The sequence below is a fragment of the Sphingomonas sp. 320_CC genome, from assembly GCF_059691795.1.
This window is the reverse complement of the sequence record NZ_JCAWAE010000004.1, coordinates 225,078-242,684: the sequence shown is the minus strand read 5'-3', so window position 1 is coordinate 242,684 and position 17,607 is coordinate 225,078. Positions and strand designations below refer to the sequence as shown.

Sequence of the window (17,607 nt, the reverse complement as noted above, 5' to 3'; positions counted from 1 at the left end):
CGGGGAGAGGCATTAGAAAAGAGTTTGAACGGCCGGCGGTTCGGGCGTTGATCGGAACAGGTGACGGAGAGGAAGCCATGACAATCCACCAGCCGACCAATGCCGCAGGCGAGACCGCCGGCCAGACCGAAGAGACGGCGTATCAGCCCGGCTTCGGCAACCACGTATCGACCGAGGCGATCCCCGGCGCGTTGCCGATCGGTCGCAATTCACCGCAGCGGCCCGCGTTTGGCCTCTATACCGAGCAGCTCTCCGGTACCGCCTTCACCGCGCCGCGCCACGAGAACCGCCGCAGTTGGCTCTACCGGATGCGCCCGACCGCAGAGCATCCACCGTTCGAGCGCTACGCCGGCGCAAAGCGGTTTGCGCCCGGCACCACCGACGCGCCGCTCGCGCCCAACCGCCTGCGCTGGGACCCGATAAAGGCGCCTGCTCCCGGCACTGACCTGATCGACGGTATGACGACGATGCTCGCCAACCGCGATCCTGCCGATCTAGAAGGCGTCGCGCTCCACGTCTACGCGGCCAATGCCGACATGACCGACCGCGTTTTCATGGACGCGGACGGCGAACTGCTGTTCGTGCCGCAGGCCGGACGGCTCCGACTGCTGACCGAACTCGGCCGAATCGACATTGCGCCCGGACAGATCGCGCTCGTGCCGCGCGGTGTCCGGTTTCGCGCCGAACTGCCCGACGGCGAAGCGCGCGGCTATGTCGCGGAGAACCATGGCGCGCTGTTCCGCCTGCCCGATCTTGGCCCGATCGGCGCCAACGGGCTCGCCAACTCGCGCGATTTCGAGACGCCGGTCGCCTGGTTCGAGGACCGCGATGAGCCGGTCGAGGTCGTCCAGAAGTTCATGGGCTCGCTGTGGACTACCACGCTTGATCACTCGCCGCTCGACGTCGTCGCGTGGCACGGCAATCTCGCGCCGTGGCGCTATGACCTGTCGCGGTTCAACACGATCAACACGGTCAGCTTCGATCATCCCGATCCGTCGATCTTCACGCTTCTGACCTCGCCGAGCGACGTGCCCGGTCGCGCGAATGCCGATTTCGTGATCTTCCCGCCGCGCTGGATGGTCGCCGAGGGCACGTTCCGGCCGCCGTGGTTCCACCGCAACGTCATGTCGGAGGCGATGGGCCTGATCACCGGCGCGTACGATGCGAAGGCGGAGGGGTTCGCGCCAGGGGGTATCTCGCTGCACAATCTGATGTCGGGCCACGGCCCCGATCTGGCGAGCTGGAAGGGTGCGAGTGCGGCGGACCTGAAGCCGCACAAGATCGACGGGACGATGGCGTTCATGCTGGAGAGCTGCTGGCCGTACAAGCCGACTGCTTATGCGCTTGAGCATTCGCAGCTGGATTACGACGCGGTCTGGTCGGATTTCCCGAAGGCGATGCTGCCGAAGTGAGCCTGACACTGCACGGCTATTGGCGCTCGACGACCGTCTACCGCGTCCGCATCGCGCTGGCGTTGAAGGGCGTCGCTTACGAACAGGTCGCGCACGATCTCCGCACCGGGGCGCAGCGCGAGGTGGGGTATCGCGCGCTCAACCCCCAGGGGCTCGTGCCAGCATTGGAGGCCGACGATGCGGTCCTGACGCAGAGCCCCGCGATTCTCGAATGGATCGAAGAGACCTACCCTGATCCACCGTTGCTTCCTGCCGACGCGAACGATCGGGCGATCGTCCGCGCTATGGCGGCGACGGTTGCCTGCGACGTCCATCCGGTGAACAATCTCCGCATCCTGAACGCCTTGCGCACTGAGTTCGGAGCAGACGAGGCGGCGGTGAACCGCTGGATCGCACGCTGGATCGGCGACGGATTTGCCGCGCTCGAGACGCAGATCGCGCGCTATGGTGACGGCTTCGCGTTCGGCGCAACACCGACGATCGCCGATTGCCACCTCGTCCCGCAGGTCTACTCCGCGGAACGGTTTGCGGTCGATCTCTCGCCTTACCCGAAGCTCAAGGCGGCGGCAGAGAACGCCCGTGCCCTCCCCGCCTTTGCCGCCGCCCACCCCGACCGCCAGCCGGATGCCGACCCCGCATGAGCAATGGCGAGCGGCTGACCGCCACGCCCGGCGGGATCAAGCTCGCGCCGCTCGACGCGATCGCGGACGGCAAGGCGCGGAACTTCGTGCTCCAGATGCGCGCGGGTCGCTTCCACGGGTTCGTCGTGCGCAAGGAGGACGCGGTGTTCGGCTATGTCGATCGTTGCCCGCATATGGGCCTGCCGCTCGCGCAGGTGCTCGACGATTATCTCACGCCGCGCCGCGACCTGATCACGTGCAGCTGGCATTCCGCGTTGTTCGAGATCGACAGCGGCGCGTGCGTCGGTGGACCGTGCGGGGGAACGCGGCTGACGCCTTGGCCGGTCGCGGTGGTCGACGGGATGATCGTCACCGCAGGCTGACGCGGCGGGCGACTTGCGCTAAGGGAGCGCTCCTTCTCCCCTGCACGATGAACCGATGACCGAACCCCTGCCCATCCGCGTCGTGGCGCTGTACCGCTTCACGCCGTTCGCCGACATCGCCGCGATCCAGCCGCCGCTCGCGCTCGCCTGCTGCTCGAACGGGGTGAAGGGGACGTTGCTGCTCGCCGCCGAGGGGATCAACGGGACGATCGCCGGGTCCGAAGCGGGCATCGATGCGGTGCTCGCGCATATCCGAGCGCTGCCGGGATGTGCCGACCTCGACGTCAAGGAGTCGCGCGCGGAGACGATGCCGTTCCACCGGATGAAGGTGCGGCTAAAGCGCGAGATCGTGACGATGGGTGAGCCGACGATCGATCCGCTGGAGGGCGTCGGGCATTATGTCGAGCCCGAGGACTGGAATGCGCTGATCGCCGAGCCGGGGACGATCGTGATCGATACGCGGAACAACTATGAGGTCGCGGTCGGGACGTTTGCCGGCGCAGTCGATCCGCAGACGCGGACGTTTCGCGACTTTCCGGCGTGGTTTCGCGAGCATCGTGACGAACTGGTCGGGGACGGCCCGCCGCCGAAGATCGCCATGTTCTGCACCGGCGGGATACGGTGCGAGAAGTCGACCGCGTTCCTGAAGGCCGAGGGGCTGGACGAGGTGTATCATCTCAAGGGTGGCATCCTGAAATACCTGGAGACCGTGCCCGCGCCGGAGAGCCTGTGGGAGGGCGAGTGTTTCGTGTTCGATCAGCGGGTTGCGGTCGGACATGGGCTCACGTTGGGAAGTCATGTGCTGTGCCATGCGTGCCGGATGCCGGTGGGTGTCAAGGACCGTGCTTCGCCGTTGTATGTCGAGGGGGTGAGTTGCCCGGCGTGTCATGACGCGCGGGATGAAGCGCAGCGGGCGGGCTATGCGGAGCGGGAGCGGCAGATGCGGTTGGCGGAGGCGCGGGGCGAAGCGCATGTCGGGGCGGTGTTGCCTAAGACTCATGCCGGCGCCGAGCGAGAGGCTGACGACTGACAGAAGCTTGTTCACCCGCGAAGGCGGTGCCCAGTCTGGGCACCCGCCTTCGCGGGTGAACAACTTGGGGGGCTAGCCGGTCGTTGCGAAGCGCTTGGCCAACATCGCGTTCCCCTGCGACACCGCCAGCGAATGCACGCTGTTCCCCGCCGCATCCGCAATCGCCGGGTCCGCGCCGTGCTCCAGCAATAGGTCGATGATCGCGGTCTTGTTCACCAGCGCCGCCATCATCAGCGCGGTTTGCCCGACGCCATTCCGCCGGTTCACGTCGGCTCCCGCGTCGAGCAGGATCTGCGCGATTTCGGTATAACCCTTGAAACAGACGCCCATCAGCGCGGTGTTGCCGCGAGCATCCGCCGCACCGTCGACCTGTGCGCCCGCCGCCAGGAGCGCCGCTGTGGCTTCGGCCTGGCCATTGTAGCTGGCGATCACCAGCGGCGTGTAGCCCTTGGCGTCGGTCACCTCGATATCGACACCCGCCTGCAACAACGCCGGGATCATCTCCTCGCGCCCCGTCCGGGCCGCATCGAACATCAGTTCGACCAACCGCTCCATTGGTGGCAGTGGCGGCAGGTCTCGCGCGTCAGTCATCATTCGCCTCGATGATATGCGGCACGAACCGCGCGAGATTGCGCGTCACGACCGTTTCATCTTCCCGAACGCCGATGCCGGCGGCTTCGTTGCCGACCATCCACGCGCCGATCACCGGATGGCGGCCATCGAACACGGGTGGAGGCGCATAGGCCTGCCGGATCGCACCCTCGGCACCATAGCCCTGGTCGAGCACCGCATGACCGCTCTCGCCGATAACCTCGACGTTCGCGCCCTCACGCGAGAACAAAGGCTTTCGCACATATTTCGGGCCGAGGATCTTCGCGGCGGGATCGTCGTCGAAAAACGCGGGGAGCAGGTTCGGATGCTCGGGATGCCGCTCCCACAACAACGGCAGGATGCCCTTGTTCGAAAGGATCGACTTCCACGCCGGCTCGATCCAGCGCACGTCGGCGCGCGACAGGTTCGGCGCATAGGGCTCGCGCAGCATGAACTCCCACGGGTACAGCTTGAACGCGGCCTGCACCTCGAAGCCGTCGGTGTCGACGAAGCGGCCGTCGGCCGCGAGGCCGATGTCCTTCATCTCGACGAACTTCGGCTCGATCCCGACCTGCGACGCCAGATCCTCGAAGAACCGCACCGTCTGGCGATCCTCGATGGCGCTCGCATCCGCCGCGAAGTGGACGAAGCCCCCGCTCGGGAACAGCGCGCGGAACCGCTCGCGCAGCTTGTCGAACAGGCTGTTGAACTGATCCGTCCCCGCCGGCAACGCGCCGCTCGCGAGCAGGTCCTCAAGCCACATCCACTGGAACGTCGCGCATTCGAACACCGAGGTCGGCGTGTCGGCATTATACTCGTAGAGCTTGGCCGGCCCCGTCCCGTCATAAGCGAAATCGAACCTTCCGTAGAGCGACGGCTGGCGCGTCCGCCACGTCTCGGCGACGTAGTTCCACTGCTCGCGCGGGATCGCGAGGCGTTCCATCAGTTGCTGATCGCGGACCACCTCGTCGACCAGATCGAGGCACATCGCGTGCAGTTGTTCCGCGGCGGGTTCGAGGTCGTCCTCGATCTCCGCCAGCGTGAAGGCGTAGGCCGCGCCCTCGTCCCAGTATGGTTCGCCATCCGTGTCGTGATAGACGAACCCGATCGCGTCGGCCCGCTCGCGCCAGTCGCCGCGCGGGTCGACCGCGATCCGGCGCATCAGGAGTCCGACGTCTTGGTGTCGTCGCGCTGCTCGATCTGCAGCGTCTGGCCAACCTGCGGCGTCTTCGGAGCCGTCAGGCGGGCGAGAACGTCGTCGGCCGAAGACTGGCCCGGCCCGATGCCCGCAAGCCGAAGCTTTTCGTCGAGATCGGCGCCAGTGCGGCGGTCTTCCAGTTCGCCCGCCGCCTTGATCCGCTCGCCACGGATCGCCTGGCGTTCACGGATGCGCGCGAGGCTGTCGGCGGCCGAGCCGAGCTTGTTGCCGGCGCCCATGCTGCCCGACGCGACCGAGGCCTGCGCCTTCTGCACAGACTCGTTGACCTTGACGACCTCGACTTCGCGACGAAGCTGTTCGATCTTGCGGTCGGTCTGCGCGACGGCGGTGTGGATCTGCTCCTCGGCGGCGCGCATGTCCTCGACCTGAGGGGACTTCAGTGCGATGTCCTGTTCGAGATCGGCGATCCGCTGCGCAACCTGGCGCGCGAGATCCATGTTGCCCTTCTCGACCGCGATCCGCGCCGACGCCTCGTACTTGGTCGCCTGAGCACGGAAGCTCTCGACCTCGGTTTCGAGGATGCGGCGGCGCGCTACCAGCCCCGCGAGGTCGTCGCGCGCCTTGCCTTGCGCCTTGTCGGCATCGCGAATTTCCTGGTCGAGGATACGCAGCGCGTTCGCGTCGACGACCGCCGCGCCCGCTTCGTGCGCGCCGGCGCGACCGAGGGTGAAAAGCTTGCTCCAGATGGCCATGCCAGTCTCTCCGTTTATATCTAAATCAGGCGGCGATGTCAGACAGCCGGGATCTGCGCGTGGCGCAGGTCGGTGGCCGCATCGATCGCATTCTCGGCAAGCGTGCGCAGTTCGATGATCACGGTGTCGAGCCGGCTCGACGTCGCGAGTTCGCCGAACAGCTCGTAATAATCGCGGCCATCGACCGTGCCGATCCCGAAGTTCGACAGCGGCACAAGCTTCTGCGACTTCAGCAGGAAGGTGTTGAACGCCAGCTGGTCCTCCTGCTCGTCGCAGGGCCACAGCAAAGTCGAGCACGCGATCTGCGCCTCGCTGACGTTGACGAACAGTTCGAGGTCGCCGTGATGGTGCATCGTCACTAGCAGCACCGGGTCCGCGCCCTCCAGCATCCGAGCGGAAAACTCGCCGGCTTTCGCAGGCTCGGACGTGTCGAGCGCGGCCTTCAGGCTGCGGACGGTCCAGATGTCGGTCAATGCAAGAACTCCCGTGCTTGTCGCTCGCGCAGACACATAGGCGCAGGCGGAGGGCACGCCAATGGCGCTTTGCGACGGCTCGCGCTTTGGCCTAAGAGGCACGCCAACCACAGAGACGCGAGGATTGCATGTTCGATCGCCTGTTCGGCCGCAAGCCAGCGCTTGACGGCAACGCCCTGCCCGTCGTCCGCAACGTCACGCTGGGGCGCACGGTGACGGTCGATCCGCTGGCGTGGCGCCGGTTCGGGTCGGAACTGCTGTTTCCGTTCGACCGCGATACGCTGGTGATCGTCGCACAGGGGCTGATCGACCTCAACGAAGGCGGGTTCGTCCACCGGTTCTACACCGACGACGACATCATGTTCCAGGCGGTGTCGAACGACCGCGACGGGCAGGACGTCACGGATGTCACGCTGTTCGCACCGTGGGACAGCAGCTATCCGTCGTCCGCCGCCGAGCGGCCGGCGTGGAAAAGCCGGCTCAAGGCACGCACCTTCACTGCCGAAGGACTGCCCGAATACAGCCGCGCATGGTTCGGCCCCGAAGCGAGCGAGCAGGAGCCCGTGACGTTCTGGGAGGAACTGCACGACGACCGTGACGGGATCGTCGACCGCCGTATCTTCCAGACCTGCATGCTGTTCAGCCGCGACCTGCCGGGCGACGACGGCCGCGAATTGCTGTTGGCGATCGACATGGAGACCGAGTCCGGTGACGTCTCGTTCGAGATCATGCTGGGCGTGGCACTGGAACTCGGCGAGTTCAGGGCCTAGCGTCGCGCGCAGACGGCTCCGGGGGAAATGCCATGATCGACCAATACAGCTTCGGCGCCAGCGCGCTCGCCTTCCTGATCGCGTTCGTCGCGGCGGGGGCGTTCACGATCGTGTTCAAGATCGTCTATCAGGTCGCGACTCCATATCACGAGAAGTCGCTGATCCGCGAAGGCAATACCGCCGCGGCGATCACGCTCGGCGCGGCGTTGCTCGGCTATGTCCTTCCACTCGCGTCCGCGCTGACGCATACCGTGTCGCTGCTCGAGTTCGCGGTGTGGGCGCTGCTCGCAGGCGTGATCCAGATCGTCACGTTCCTGGTCGTCCAGCATTTCGTGATGCGCGACTTCAACGACCGGATCGTCCGCGGTGAAATCGCCGCGGCGACCTATATGGGCAGCATCTCGCTGTGCGTCGGCATCCTCAACGCCGCCTGCATGACGAACTGAGAGGCATAGCGATGAAGCGTTCCAGATCGATCGTTCTCACCAGCCTGATCGCAGGATCGGGCATCTCGTTGACAGCGTGCGACGGCGATGTCGGCGGCAAGCCCGTAGAGGCGCAGAGCTATGCGTCGGTGCAGGAGTGCCGCGCGGCGGGTGCTTTGTCCGCGGTCCAGTGCGACACCGCGTTCGAGCAGGCCAAGGCCGATGCCGCGAAGACCGCGCCACGGTTCCAGGACCGACAGACGTGCGAGGAGCAATACGGCGCCGCGCAGTGCGAGCCGCGCAACAACGGCAGCGGCGGGAGCTTCTTCACGCCGCTGTTGACGGGTTTCCTGGTCGGGCAGGCGCTCAACGGCGGCTTCGGCAACCGCGGCGCGCCGATGTACCGCGACCGCGACGGCAATTATTACGGCGGCGCTGGCGGTCGGATCAACCGGGACTATGTAACCGGCCGGACCCGCGTCGGCTCTGACGCCTTCACGCCGACCACCGCCAGAGCCCCTGCCCGCGTCCAGTCGCGCAGTTCGGTGATCTCACGCGGCGGTTTCGGTGGCGGCTTTGGTGGTCGCAGCTTCGGGGGGTAACGCGGCCGTTACCCCCTCGCGGCGGGCTTAACGACGGGCCGGCATCAGCGGGCCACCGATGTCAGTCGCGGCGATGAACGCCGGGCGGGCGCGCAGGCGATCCAGATACGCCGCGACGTCGGGGTGTTCCTTGAGCAATCCGGCGCTCTCGGCGATCGCGAGGATGTAGCACATCTGGATATCGGCCAGCATCAGCTGCTCGCCCATTAGATACGGGCCATCGCCAACGCCGGCGCCGATATAGTCGAGCGTCTTGGTCACTTCGGGCCCGGTGAACTTGGCAAGGCCGTCGGGCAGGCCACCCATCCGCTTGCCGAGCGACGTCATCATGATCGGCAACGACGCCGAGCTCTCGACATATTGCAGCCACTCGTCGTGCACGGCCGCCGCATCGCTGTCGATCGGCGGCGAGAAGCGGCGGTCGCCGTAACGCTCGTCGATATACGACAGGATCGGCGCGCTCTCGGCCAGCGTCAGCGCATCGTCGACCAGCACCGGCGCCTTACCAAGTGGATGGATCGCCTTGAGTTCTGCCGGCGCGCGAAAATTCTCGTCACGCTCGTATTTGACGAGGTCGTATTCGATACCGAGCTCTTCGAGCAGCCACAGCACGCGGATCGAGCGCGAGTAGTTCAGGTGGTGAAGCGTTAACATAAGCGTCCTTCGACTAGGAATGTGCTGCACCGCGGAACGGCTGGGCGGCATCGAAGGTTTCGTCGAGCGTGGCTCCGGAATTCTCCGGCAACGGAGAGACTTATGACCAAGCTGACCTGCGACGTGGCGATCATCGGCGCCGGAACCGCCGGGCTCGCCGCCGAGCGCAGCGCCCGACGCAATGGCGCCAAGACGCTGCTGATAGACGAAGGCTTTGGGGGTACAACCTGCGCGAGCGTGGGATGTATGCCCTCCAAGCTGTTGATTGCGGCCGGAAACGCAATGCATGCGGTCGAGCATGCGTCAGTGTTCGGGGTAGAGGCGTCGGGCAAGGTCGATGGTGTCGCGGTGATGGCGCGGGTCCGTAAGGAGCGCGACGCGTTCGTCGCGGGTGTCGAGACATCGATCGATAAGTTGCCCGAGGAGGTGAAGATCGAGGCACGCGCGAAATTCGCAGGTGCGACGATCCTGTCGTTGAGTGACGGCCGCGAGGTACACGCGAAGTCGGTGGTGATCGCCACCGGGTCGAGCCCCGCGATCCCCGAGATGTTCGATGGCGTACGCGACCGAGTGCTGACCAACGAGAGCATCTTCGACCTGACGGACCTTCCGAAATCACTCGGCGTCATCGGCGCGGGCGCGCTGGGCTTGGAACTGGCACAGGCGATGGCGCGGCTTGGCGTCGAGACGATGGTGTTCGACACTGGCGAGACGATCGGCGGACTGAAGGACCGCCACGTCGCCGAGACGTATCACGCGATCCTGTTGCGCGAGATGCCGATCCTGCTGGGTGTCGAACTCACGGTCGAGCGTGACGGCGATGGCGTCAAGCTGGCCTGGAGTGGTTCTGCATCGGGCGAGCAGCGCTTCGACTATCTGCTCGTTGCGACCGGGCGTCCGCCACGTATCAAGGACATCGGCCTGGAGACGACCGGGCTCGCGCTCGATGAGCATGGCATGCCGGACTATGACTGCGAGACGATGCAGTGTGGCACCGCGCCTATCTTCATCGCCGGCGATGCGGACCATGACCGCGCTGTCCTGCACGAGGCATCGGCAGAGGGCATGATCGCGGGGCGGAACGCGGCGAGCTACCCCGAGGTTACGCCGGGCAAGCGTACCGTGCCGTTCGCGATCACCTTCACGCATCCCAACGTCGCGGTCATCGGCAAGATCGCCAAGGATGACGATGCCGACAGCGTGATTGGCACCGCGTCTTATGACGATCAGGGCCGGGCGAAGGTCGAGGCATGCAATGCCGGGTTGGTCCGGTTCTATGCCGATCGCCGCGATGGGCGCCTGACTGGTGCGACGATGGCGGGGCCTGCAGTCGAGCACAGCGCGCACCTGATCGCGTGGGCGATCCAGAGCGGCTGGACCGCGACCGAAGTGCTCGACCTGCCGATTTACCACCCGACCTTCGAGGAAGGGATGAAGGGGGCGCTTCGTTCGATCTGCGCCGAAGTGCATGCGCCCACCCCGCCGGACCGCGATGACGGGTTCACGCCTGGGACGTAACCGAACTCGGGAGGACGTACACGACCTTGAGAAAAGAGTACCACCCCGGCGAAGGCCGGGGCCCAGTTGGGAGGTGTTGCTAACGGTGGATCGCGATCCGTTATTGCCACCTTTCCAACTGGGCCCCGGCCTTCGCCGGGGTGGTGCTATTGGGGTCGAGCAGCGCTAGATCGCCCGTTCGGCGCTACTCGTCCAGATCCAGATACGCGACGACGTCGTTCTCTGTGGCCAGATACAGCCCCGCCTGCACATCCTCTTCCTGCTGCGCTGCGATCGTCAGGGCCTCCCCGAGCGGACCATAGAACAGCGTGGTTGCCGCCCCGCCCTCGCCGCTGTCGTCGAGGTGATACAGCCGCACCGACACGCTGGAAGAAACTGTCCGCATTTCAATACCCTATCGCAGATTTTTATGACGTAAAATTCACGGAACCAATTGTGAAGCAGCGCAACTTTGCCCGCTCTCGCCCGTTACGCTAGCAGATACAGGGATTTGATATGCATCAGGATGAAGGTTTTCCGGTGTCGCGCCGTGGCGTGATCGCCGGTGGTGTCGCGTCGGCTACGTTGGTCGCGGCTCCCGCTGCTCAGGCTCAAACGCAGGGCACCGCGCAGTCGGCCCCGCCGACCATGCCCGTGACGCTCAAGGTCAATGGTCGCACGACCAAGATCAACGTGGATACGCGGACCACGCTGCTGGACGCGTTGCGTGAGAATTTGAAGCTCACCGGCACCAAGAAGGGCTGCGACCACGGCCAGTGCGGCGCGTGCACGGTCATCGTCGAGGGGCGCCGGATCAATAGCTGCCTGACGCTCGCGGTCATGCACGAAGGCGAAGAGATCACGACGATCGAAGGCCTCGGCACGCCCGAGAAGCTGCACGCGATGCAGGCTGCGTTCGTTAAGCATGACGGTTACCAGTGTGGCTATTGCACGCCCGGCCAGATCTGCTCGGCGGTTGCGACGCTCGGCGAGATCAAGGCAGGCATTCCCAGTCACGTGACTGGGGATATTTCGGCACAGCCCACGGTCTCGACCGATGAACTTCGCGAGCGGATGAGCGGCAACATCTGCCGCTGCGGTGCCTATGCGAACATCATCGACGCGATCCACGACGTCGCCGGTACGGAGCGCACCGCATGAAGGCCTTCACGTACGAGCGCGCCACCTCGGCGAAGGAAGCCGCCAGCGCCGCGGTCCGCACGCCAGGCGCCAAGTTCATCGCCGGCGGCACGAACCTGCTCGACCTGATGAAGCTGCAGATCGAGACGCCGCAGCACCTGATCGACGTCAACGGCCTCGGCCTCGACAAGATCACGCCGACGTCGGAGGGCGGCCTCCGCGTTGGTGCGCTCGTCCGCAATACGGACCTCGCGGCCGACGCACGCGTGCGGAAGGATTATGGCGTGCTCAGCCGCGCGCTTGTGTCCGGCGCGTCGGGCCAGCTGCGCAACAAGGCGACGACTGCGGGCAACCTGCTCCAGCGGACACGGTGCCCGTATTTCTACGACACCACTAAGCCTTGCAACAAGCGTCAGCCCGGCAGCGGTTGCGCGGCGATCGGCGGCTTCAACCGCAACCTTGCCGTGATGGGCACGAGCGACGCATGCATCGCAACGCACCCGAGCGACATGGCGGTTGCCATGCGCGTTCTGGATGCGACGGTCGAGACGGTGAACGCCGCCGGCCAGACACGCGCGATCCCGATCGCGGATTTCCACCGTCTCCCCGGTACTACGCCGAACATCGAGACCTCGCTCGCGCCCGGTGAGTTGATCACGGCTGTGACGCTGCCCAAGCCGATCGGCGGCACGCACATTTACCAGAAGGTGCGTGATCGTGCGTCCTACGCGTTCGCGCTGATCTCCGTTGCCGCGGTGATCCAGCCCGGCGGTCGCGGCCGCCTTGCCTTCGGTGGCCTCGCGCACAAGCCGTGGCGCGTCGAAGCCGCCGAGGCGCAGATGCCGAATGGCGCCAAGGCGACCGCATCGGCAGTCCTCGCCGGCGCCCGCACCACATCACAGAACGCGTTCAAGCTGCCGTTGGTCGAACGAACCATCGGCGCCGTGTTCGAAGAAGCGAAGGCCTGACGCCCATGAAGTTCGATACCCCCGCCACGGCGAATCCGACCGACCGGATGAAGGTCCTCGGCAAGCCGCTCGATCGCGTCGACGGCAAGCTGAAGACCACCGGCACCGCGCACTACGCGTATGAGCGCAACGAAGCTGCGCCGAACGCCGCCTATGGATACATTGTAGGCTCGGCGATCGCCAAGGGCCGGATCGAGAGCATCGACGACGCCGACGCGAAGGTCGCTCCCGGTGTGCTCGCGGTCGTCACCTACCAGAATGCCGGCAAGCTCGGCAAAGCCAAGAACCACACGGCGCGAATGCTCGCTGGCCCGGACGTCCAGCATTACGACCAGGCCGTCGCGGTCGTCGTCGCCGAGACGTTCGAACAGGCCCGCGCCGGCGCCAAGCTGCTCCGCGTCAACTACGCGCGCACGGCCGGCAGGTTCGATCTCGCCGCGTCGCAATCCTCGGCTACCAAGCCGAAGAGCGGCACGCCCGACACCGCCGTCGGCGACTTCGCCGGTGCGTTCGCCAAGGCGCCGGTCAAGCTCGACGAGCGCTACACCACGCCCGACCAGAGCCACATGATGATGGAGCCGCACTCCACGACCGCAGCATGGAAGGACGGCAAGCTCACGCTCTGGACGTCTAACCAGATGATCAACTGGGCGGTCGGCGACATGAGCGAGACGCTGCTGCTGCCGAAGGAAAGCATCCACGTGATGTCGCCTTATGTCGGTGGCGGCTTCGGCTCGAAGCTTTGGGTCCGCAGCGACGCGGTGATGGCGGCGCTCGGCTCGCGTGCTATCGGCGGACGTCCGGTGAAGCTGGCGCTCGCGCGTCCGCAGGTGATGAACAACACGACGCATCGCCCCGCGACGATCCAGCGCCTGCGCATCGGTGCACAGAAGGACGGCAAGATCACCGCGATCGCGCATGAAAGCTGGTCGGGCGATCTCCCCGGTGGTGGTCCCGAGACTGCGCCTAATGCGACCCGCCTGCTCTACGCCGGTGCGAACCGCATGACAGCGACGCGGCTCGCCGTACTCGATCTCCCAGAAGGCAACGCGATGCGTGCGCCGGGCGAGGCGGTCGGCCTGCTTGCGCTCGAAGCGGCGATGGACGAACTGGCCGAGACGCTGAAGATGGACCCGGTCCAGCTGCGGATCATCAACGATACGCAGGTCGATCCGGAAAAGCCGACGCGCCAGTTCTCGCAGCGTGACCTAGTCGGCTGCCTGAAGACCGGCGCCGAACGCTTCGGCTGGAACAAGCGCAACCCCGTCCCGGGGCAGGTTCGCGATGGCCGCTGGCTCGTGGGTATGGGCATGGCGTCGGCGTTCCGCGACAACGTCACGATGAAGTCGGGCGCGCGCGTCGGGATCGACAAGAAGGGCGTCGTCACCGTCGCCACCGACATGACCGACATCGGCACCGGCAGCTACACGATCATCGCGCAGACCGCGGCCGAGATGATGGGCGTACCGATGGACAAGGTCATCGTCCTGCTCGGCGACAGCAGCTTCCCCGCCTCGTCGGGATCGGGTGGCCAGTGGGGCGGCAACAGCTCGACCGCGGGCGTATATGCAGCGTGCATGGCGTTGCGCGAGCGGGTCGCGCAGAAACTGGGCTTCAACTCGACCGACGTCGTGTTCGAGGACGGCAAGGTGAAGTCGGGCAACCGCAGCGTCTCGCTGTCGGAAGCTGCTGGCGATGCCGGCATCTCCGCCGAGGATTCGATCGAGTTCGGCGACCTCACCAAGACGTACGCGCAAGCCACGTTCGGCGCGCATTTCGTCGAGGTCGGGGTCGACTCGGCGACGGGTGAGATCCGCGTCCGTCGGATGAGCGGTGCGTTCGCCGCCGGTCGTATTCTCAACCCGAAATCGGCTCGCAGCCAGGTGATCGGCGCGATGACGATGGGCGTCGGTGCGGCGTTGATGGAAGACGCGATCGTCGACACGCGGTTCGGCTACTTCGTCAACCACGACCTCGCCGAATATCACGTGCCCGCGCACGCCGACATTCCGATGCAGGACGTGTTCTTCATGGACGAGCTCGACGAAAAGTCCTCGCCGATGAAGGCCAAGGGCATCGGCGAACTGGGATTGTGCGGCGTCGGCGCGGCGATTGCCAACGCGGTCTACAATGCCTGCGGCGTTCGTGTCCGCGAATATCCGCTGACGCTCGACAAGGTCATCGGCAAGATGGCCTGATACCCTGCCCTCCACCCGGCCGCCTCAGCGGCGTGGGCGGAGGGCAAAACCGGCTCTGGCGCGCGCGAATAGGTTGCGCTAGAAAACTGGCATGACCGTACCCGCCATTCTAAAAAACCTGCGCCTGCCCGTCATCGGCTCGCCGCTGTTCATCATTTCCGGCCCCGAGTTGGTGATCGCGCAGTGCAAGGCGGGTATCGTTGGCTCGTTCCCGGCGCTCAACGCGCGCCCGCAGGCGATGCTCGACGAGTGGCTGCACCGGATCACCGAGGAACTCAGCGCACACAACCGCGCCAATCCCGATCGCCCGGCAGCACCGTTCGCGGTCAACCAGATCGTCCACAAATCCAACGACCGTCTCGAGAGCGACCTCGCGACGTGCGCGAAGTGGCAGGTGCCGATCGTCATCACCTCGCTCGGTGCACGCGAGGACCTCAACACCGCGGTACACGGCTGGGGCGGCATCACGCTCCATGACGTGATAGACGACCGTTTCGCGCGGAAAGCGATCGAGAAGGGTGCCGACGGCCTGATCGCAGTCGCAGCCGGCGCCGGCGGCCATGCGGGTCGGCTGTCACCGTTCGCGATCATCCAGGAAATCCGCCAATGGTTCGACGGCCCGCTCGCGCTATCGGGCTCGATCGCAACCGGCGACGCCGTCCTCGCCGCCCAAGCGATGGGCGCGGACTTCGGTTATATCGGTTCGCCGTTCATCGCGACGACCGAGGCGAACGCGGATCAGGCGTACAAGGACGGCATCGTCGCCGGCAAAGCCTCCGACATCATCTATTCAAACCTCTTCACCGGCGTGCATGGCAACTATCTACGCGCGTCGATCCAGGCGGCGGGGATGGACCCGGACAACCTCCCCGAGGGCGACCTCAAGACGATGGACTTCGGTGGCGGCAACGGCTCCAAGCCCAAGGCGTGGAAGGACATCTGGGGCTCTGGCCAGGGCATCGGCGCGGTCACCGAGGTCGAGAGCGTTGCCGATCGCGTCGATCGTCTCGAACGTGAATACCGCGCAGCGCGGGCCCGTCTTTCGCTCTGACGGACCCAGCACCGACCGATCTCGGCTCGCTCAGAACAGACGTTTGAGCAAGCCGACATTGGTCTTGCCCAGCTCGACCACCTCGTCGCCGCGGCCGCTGATGATCGCCTTCGCCATGTAGAGCGTAAAGCCCTTCATCTGCTCCAGCGTGATCTTGGGCGGCATCGACAATTCGGTGCGCGCGGTGACGGCGTCGAGTAGCGCCGGGCCCGGATGCGCGAGCACCTCGCGGATGCCGGCCTCGACGTCACCCGGCTCGGTAACGCGCACGCCGTGGATCCCGATCGCCCGCGCCATCGCCGCAAAGTCGGGGTTGTCGAGCGTGACGCCGGTCTCGATGAGACCCGCCGCCTTCATCTCCATCTCGACGAACCCGAGCGTGCCGTTGTTGAAGACGATGATCTTCACCGGCAGGCCGAGTTGGCGCACCGTCAGCAACTCGCCCATCAGCATCGCCAGCCCGCCATCGCCCGATAGCGTCACGACTTGTCGCTCCGGGTACGCCGCCTGCACGCCGATCGCCTGCGGCAGCGCGTTCGCCATCGATCCGTGGTTCCACGATCCGATCAACCGCCGCCGCCCGTTCATCTTCAGGTAGCGCGCAGCCCACACGGTCGGCGTGCCGACGTCGCAGGCGAAGACCGCATCGTCCGCCGCCTGCTCGCTGAGGACGCGGGCGACGTGCTGCGGATGGATCACACCGCTGCCGGGCGTCCCGTTGGCAAGATCGTCCAGCCCCTTGCGGGACTCGGCGTAATTCTCGATCGCGGACTTGAGGAAGCTGCCATCGCGCCCGGTCTTCACTCGCGGAATCAGCGCCGCAAGCGTCGCGCCGACATCGCCGACCAGCCCGATATCGATCGCCGTCCGCCGACCGAGATTTTCCGGGATCAGGTCGATCTGCGCGACCTTCGCCTTCTCCGGATAGAATTGCCGATACGGGAAATCCGTGCCGAGCATCAGCAGCACGTCGCACGCCATCATCGCGTCGTAACCGCTCGCAAAGCCGATCAGCCCGGTCATGCCGACATCATAAGGATTGTCGTATTCGACGAACTCCTTGCCCCCCAGCGCGTGGACGATTGGCGCCTGCAAGATCCCCGCGAGCGTGACGAGCTCGGCATGCGCGGTGCGGCACCCCCGCCCCGCCAGAATCGTCACCTTCTGCGCACCATTCAACAGCGCGGCGAGTTCAGCGATGTCCGCCTCCGCCGGTATCGTCACCGAACGCGGCGGCAACAGCGCCCCCTTCGACCGTGCCAGCGTGCCCGTCGTCGACCGCAGCGCGACATCGCCCGGCATCGCGACGACCGACACGCCGCGGTGGCCGACCGCCGCCCGGATCGCGGTCTCCAGCGTCCGCGGCATCTGGTCGGCATCGGAGATCGTCTCGCAATAGACGCTGCATTCGCGGAACAGCGCCTCCGACCGCGTCTCCTGAAAATAGTTCGAGCCCACTTCCCCGCTCGGCACCTGTGCCGCGATTGCCAGCACGGGCACGCGTGTCCGGTTGCAGTCGTAGAGCCCGTTGATCAGGTGCATGTTGCCGGGGCCGCAAGACCCGGCACACACCGCCAGCTTGCCCGTCAACTGCGCCTCCGCACCCGCCGCAAACGCCGCAGCCTCCTCGTTGCGAACGTGGATCCACTCGATCTTGCCCTGCCGTCGCAAACTGTCGGTCAGGCCGTTTAGGCTGTCGCCAACGACACCGTAGATCCGCTCGACGCCCGCCAGGTGCAGCGTCTCGGCAAACAGGTCGGCGATGATGGTCTTGGACATGAAGCAACTCCGGCAGTGATGGCGACCCAACTCGGCTAGCGAGACGGCAGAGGACAAACGCGTTCTGGTACGATTGGGATGCACGGAATGCAGGTGCACCGTC

Annotated in this window: 19 protein-coding genes; 12 read left to right on the top strand and 7 right to left on the bottom strand. The window is 65.8% G+C overall.

Features of this window, described 5'->3' with window-relative positions:
- Window positions 1–77 precede the first annotated feature (77 nt).
- The 4 genes from hmgA to trhO are packed head-to-tail and all read left to right on the top strand — an operon-like array spanning window position 78 to window position 3,445.
- Window positions 78–1,412: a homogentisate 1,2-dioxygenase gene (gene hmgA, locus AC59GX_RS16815; RefSeq protein ID WP_426282200.1), complete on the top strand. Its 1,335-nt coding sequence runs from the start codon at window positions 78–80 to the stop codon at window positions 1,410–1,412.
- A complete protein-coding gene (gene maiA, locus AC59GX_RS16810) occupies window positions 1,409–2,053 on the top strand; it encodes a maleylacetoacetate isomerase (protein ID WP_426282201.1) in 645 nt (214 codons plus the stop codon). Before hmgA ends, maiA begins: the two co-directional genes overlap by 4 nt.
- Window positions 2,050–2,415: a Rieske (2Fe-2S) protein gene (locus AC59GX_RS16805; protein WP_426282203.1), complete on the top strand. Its 366-nt coding sequence runs from the start codon at window positions 2,050–2,052 to the stop codon at window positions 2,413–2,415. Before maiA ends, AC59GX_RS16805 begins: the two co-directional genes overlap by 4 nt.
- Before the next feature lie 55 nt (window positions 2,416–2,470).
- Entirely contained in the window at window positions 2,471–3,445 is a 975-nt protein-coding gene (gene trhO, locus AC59GX_RS16800; RefSeq protein ID WP_497302104.1) for an oxygen-dependent tRNA uridine(34) hydroxylase TrhO, read from the top strand.
- Between the two features lie 72 nt (window positions 3,446–3,517).
- Here trhO and AC59GX_RS16795 read toward each other — a convergent pair whose 3' ends face one another.
- From AC59GX_RS16795 to AC59GX_RS16780, 4 genes are read right to left on the bottom strand one after another with little or no spacing between them, the layout of a single operon-like run.
- Complete coding sequence (locus tag AC59GX_RS16795; protein ID WP_497302103.1) at window positions 3,518–4,036, bottom strand: ankyrin repeat domain-containing protein; 519 nt, start codon at window positions 4,034–4,036, stop codon at window positions 3,518–3,520.
- Window positions 4,029–5,198 carry a glutathionylspermidine synthase family protein gene (locus tag AC59GX_RS16790; protein ID WP_426282209.1) on the bottom strand — a complete coding sequence of 390 codons (1,170 nt, stop codon included), beginning with the start codon at window positions 5,196–5,198 and terminating at the stop codon, window positions 4,029–4,031. The genes AC59GX_RS16795 and AC59GX_RS16790 overlap by 8 nt, the downstream gene beginning before the upstream one ends.
- Entirely contained in the window at window positions 5,198–5,947 is a 750-nt protein-coding gene (locus AC59GX_RS16785; RefSeq protein WP_426282211.1) for a PspA/IM30 family protein, read from the bottom strand. Before AC59GX_RS16785 ends, AC59GX_RS16790 begins: the two co-directional genes overlap by 1 nt.
- 38 nt (window positions 5,948–5,985) lie before the next feature.
- Window positions 5,986–6,420: a YjfI family protein gene (locus tag AC59GX_RS16780; RefSeq protein ID WP_426282213.1), complete on the bottom strand. Its 435-nt coding sequence runs from the start codon at window positions 6,418–6,420 to the stop codon at window positions 5,986–5,988.
- Between the two features lie 128 nt (window positions 6,421–6,548).
- On the opposite strand from AC59GX_RS16780, the gene AC59GX_RS16775 reads away from it, so the two are divergent.
- The 3 genes from AC59GX_RS16775 to AC59GX_RS16765 are packed head-to-tail and all read left to right on the top strand — an operon-like array spanning window position 6,549 to window position 8,217.
- Window positions 6,549–7,190 (top strand): DUF2491 family protein, encoded by a 642-nt coding sequence (locus AC59GX_RS16775; protein WP_056481639.1) that lies wholly within the window; start codon window positions 6,549–6,551, stop codon window positions 7,188–7,190.
- Window positions 7,191–7,222: 32 nt separating this feature from the next.
- Window positions 7,223–7,636 carry a DUF350 domain-containing protein gene (locus AC59GX_RS16770; protein ID WP_353435682.1) on the top strand — a complete coding sequence of 138 codons (414 nt, stop codon included), beginning with the start codon at window positions 7,223–7,225 and terminating at the stop codon, window positions 7,634–7,636.
- An 11-nt stretch (window positions 7,637–7,647) separates the two neighbouring features.
- Window positions 7,648–8,217: a DUF1190 domain-containing protein gene (locus tag AC59GX_RS16765; protein ID WP_056049223.1), complete on the top strand. Its 570-nt coding sequence runs from the start codon at window positions 7,648–7,650 to the stop codon at window positions 8,215–8,217.
- A 27-nt stretch (window positions 8,218–8,244) separates the two neighbouring features.
- On the opposite strand, the gene AC59GX_RS16760 is transcribed toward AC59GX_RS16765, so the two are convergent.
- Complete coding sequence (locus tag AC59GX_RS16760) at window positions 8,245–8,871, bottom strand: glutathione S-transferase family protein (RefSeq protein ID WP_426282216.1); 627 nt, start codon at window positions 8,869–8,871, stop codon at window positions 8,245–8,247.
- Window positions 8,872–8,973: 102 nt separating this feature from the next.
- Between AC59GX_RS16760 and AC59GX_RS16755 the strand changes: the two genes are divergently transcribed.
- Window positions 8,974–10,389 (top strand): dihydrolipoyl dehydrogenase, encoded by a 1,416-nt coding sequence (locus AC59GX_RS16755; protein ID WP_497302102.1) that lies wholly within the window; start codon window positions 8,974–8,976, stop codon window positions 10,387–10,389.
- Window positions 10,390–10,573: 184 nt separating this feature from the next.
- Here the strand turns inward: AC59GX_RS16755 and AC59GX_RS16750 are convergent, their stop codons facing one another.
- On the bottom strand, window positions 10,574–10,774 hold the full coding sequence (locus AC59GX_RS16750) for a hypothetical protein (RefSeq protein ID WP_426282219.1): 201 nt from the start codon (window positions 10,772–10,774) through the stop codon (window positions 10,574–10,576).
- Between the two features lie 110 nt (window positions 10,775–10,884).
- On the opposite strand from AC59GX_RS16750, the gene paoA reads away from it, so the two are divergent.
- The 4 genes from paoA to AC59GX_RS16730 all read left to right on the top strand — a co-directional run bounded on the left by paoA (window position 10,885) and on the right by AC59GX_RS16730 (window position 15,725).
- Window positions 10,885–11,529: an aldehyde dehydrogenase iron-sulfur subunit PaoA gene (paoA, locus tag AC59GX_RS16745; RefSeq protein WP_426282221.1), complete on the top strand. Its 645-nt coding sequence runs from the start codon at window positions 10,885–10,887 to the stop codon at window positions 11,527–11,529.
- Window positions 11,526–12,476: an FAD binding domain-containing protein gene (locus AC59GX_RS16740; protein WP_426282223.1), complete on the top strand. Its 951-nt coding sequence runs from the start codon at window positions 11,526–11,528 to the stop codon at window positions 12,474–12,476. Before paoA ends, AC59GX_RS16740 begins: the two co-directional genes overlap by 4 nt.
- A gap of 5 nt (window positions 12,477–12,481) precedes the next feature.
- Window positions 12,482–14,674 carry an aldehyde oxidoreductase molybdenum-binding subunit PaoC gene (gene paoC, locus AC59GX_RS16735; protein ID WP_497302101.1) on the top strand — a complete coding sequence of 731 codons (2,193 nt, stop codon included), beginning with the start codon at window positions 12,482–12,484 and terminating at the stop codon, window positions 14,672–14,674.
- Window positions 14,675–14,765: 91 nt separating this feature from the next.
- Window positions 14,766–15,725 carry an NAD(P)H-dependent flavin oxidoreductase gene (locus tag AC59GX_RS16730; protein ID WP_133019787.1) on the top strand — a complete coding sequence of 320 codons (960 nt, stop codon included), beginning with the start codon at window positions 14,766–14,768 and terminating at the stop codon, window positions 15,723–15,725.
- A 30-nt stretch (window positions 15,726–15,755) separates the two neighbouring features.
- Here AC59GX_RS16730 and poxB read toward each other — a convergent pair whose 3' ends face one another.
- Entirely contained in the window at window positions 15,756–17,504 is a 1,749-nt protein-coding gene (poxB, locus tag AC59GX_RS16725; RefSeq protein WP_497302100.1) for a ubiquinone-dependent pyruvate dehydrogenase, read from the bottom strand.
- Between the last annotated feature and the right edge of the window lie 103 nt (window positions 17,505–17,607).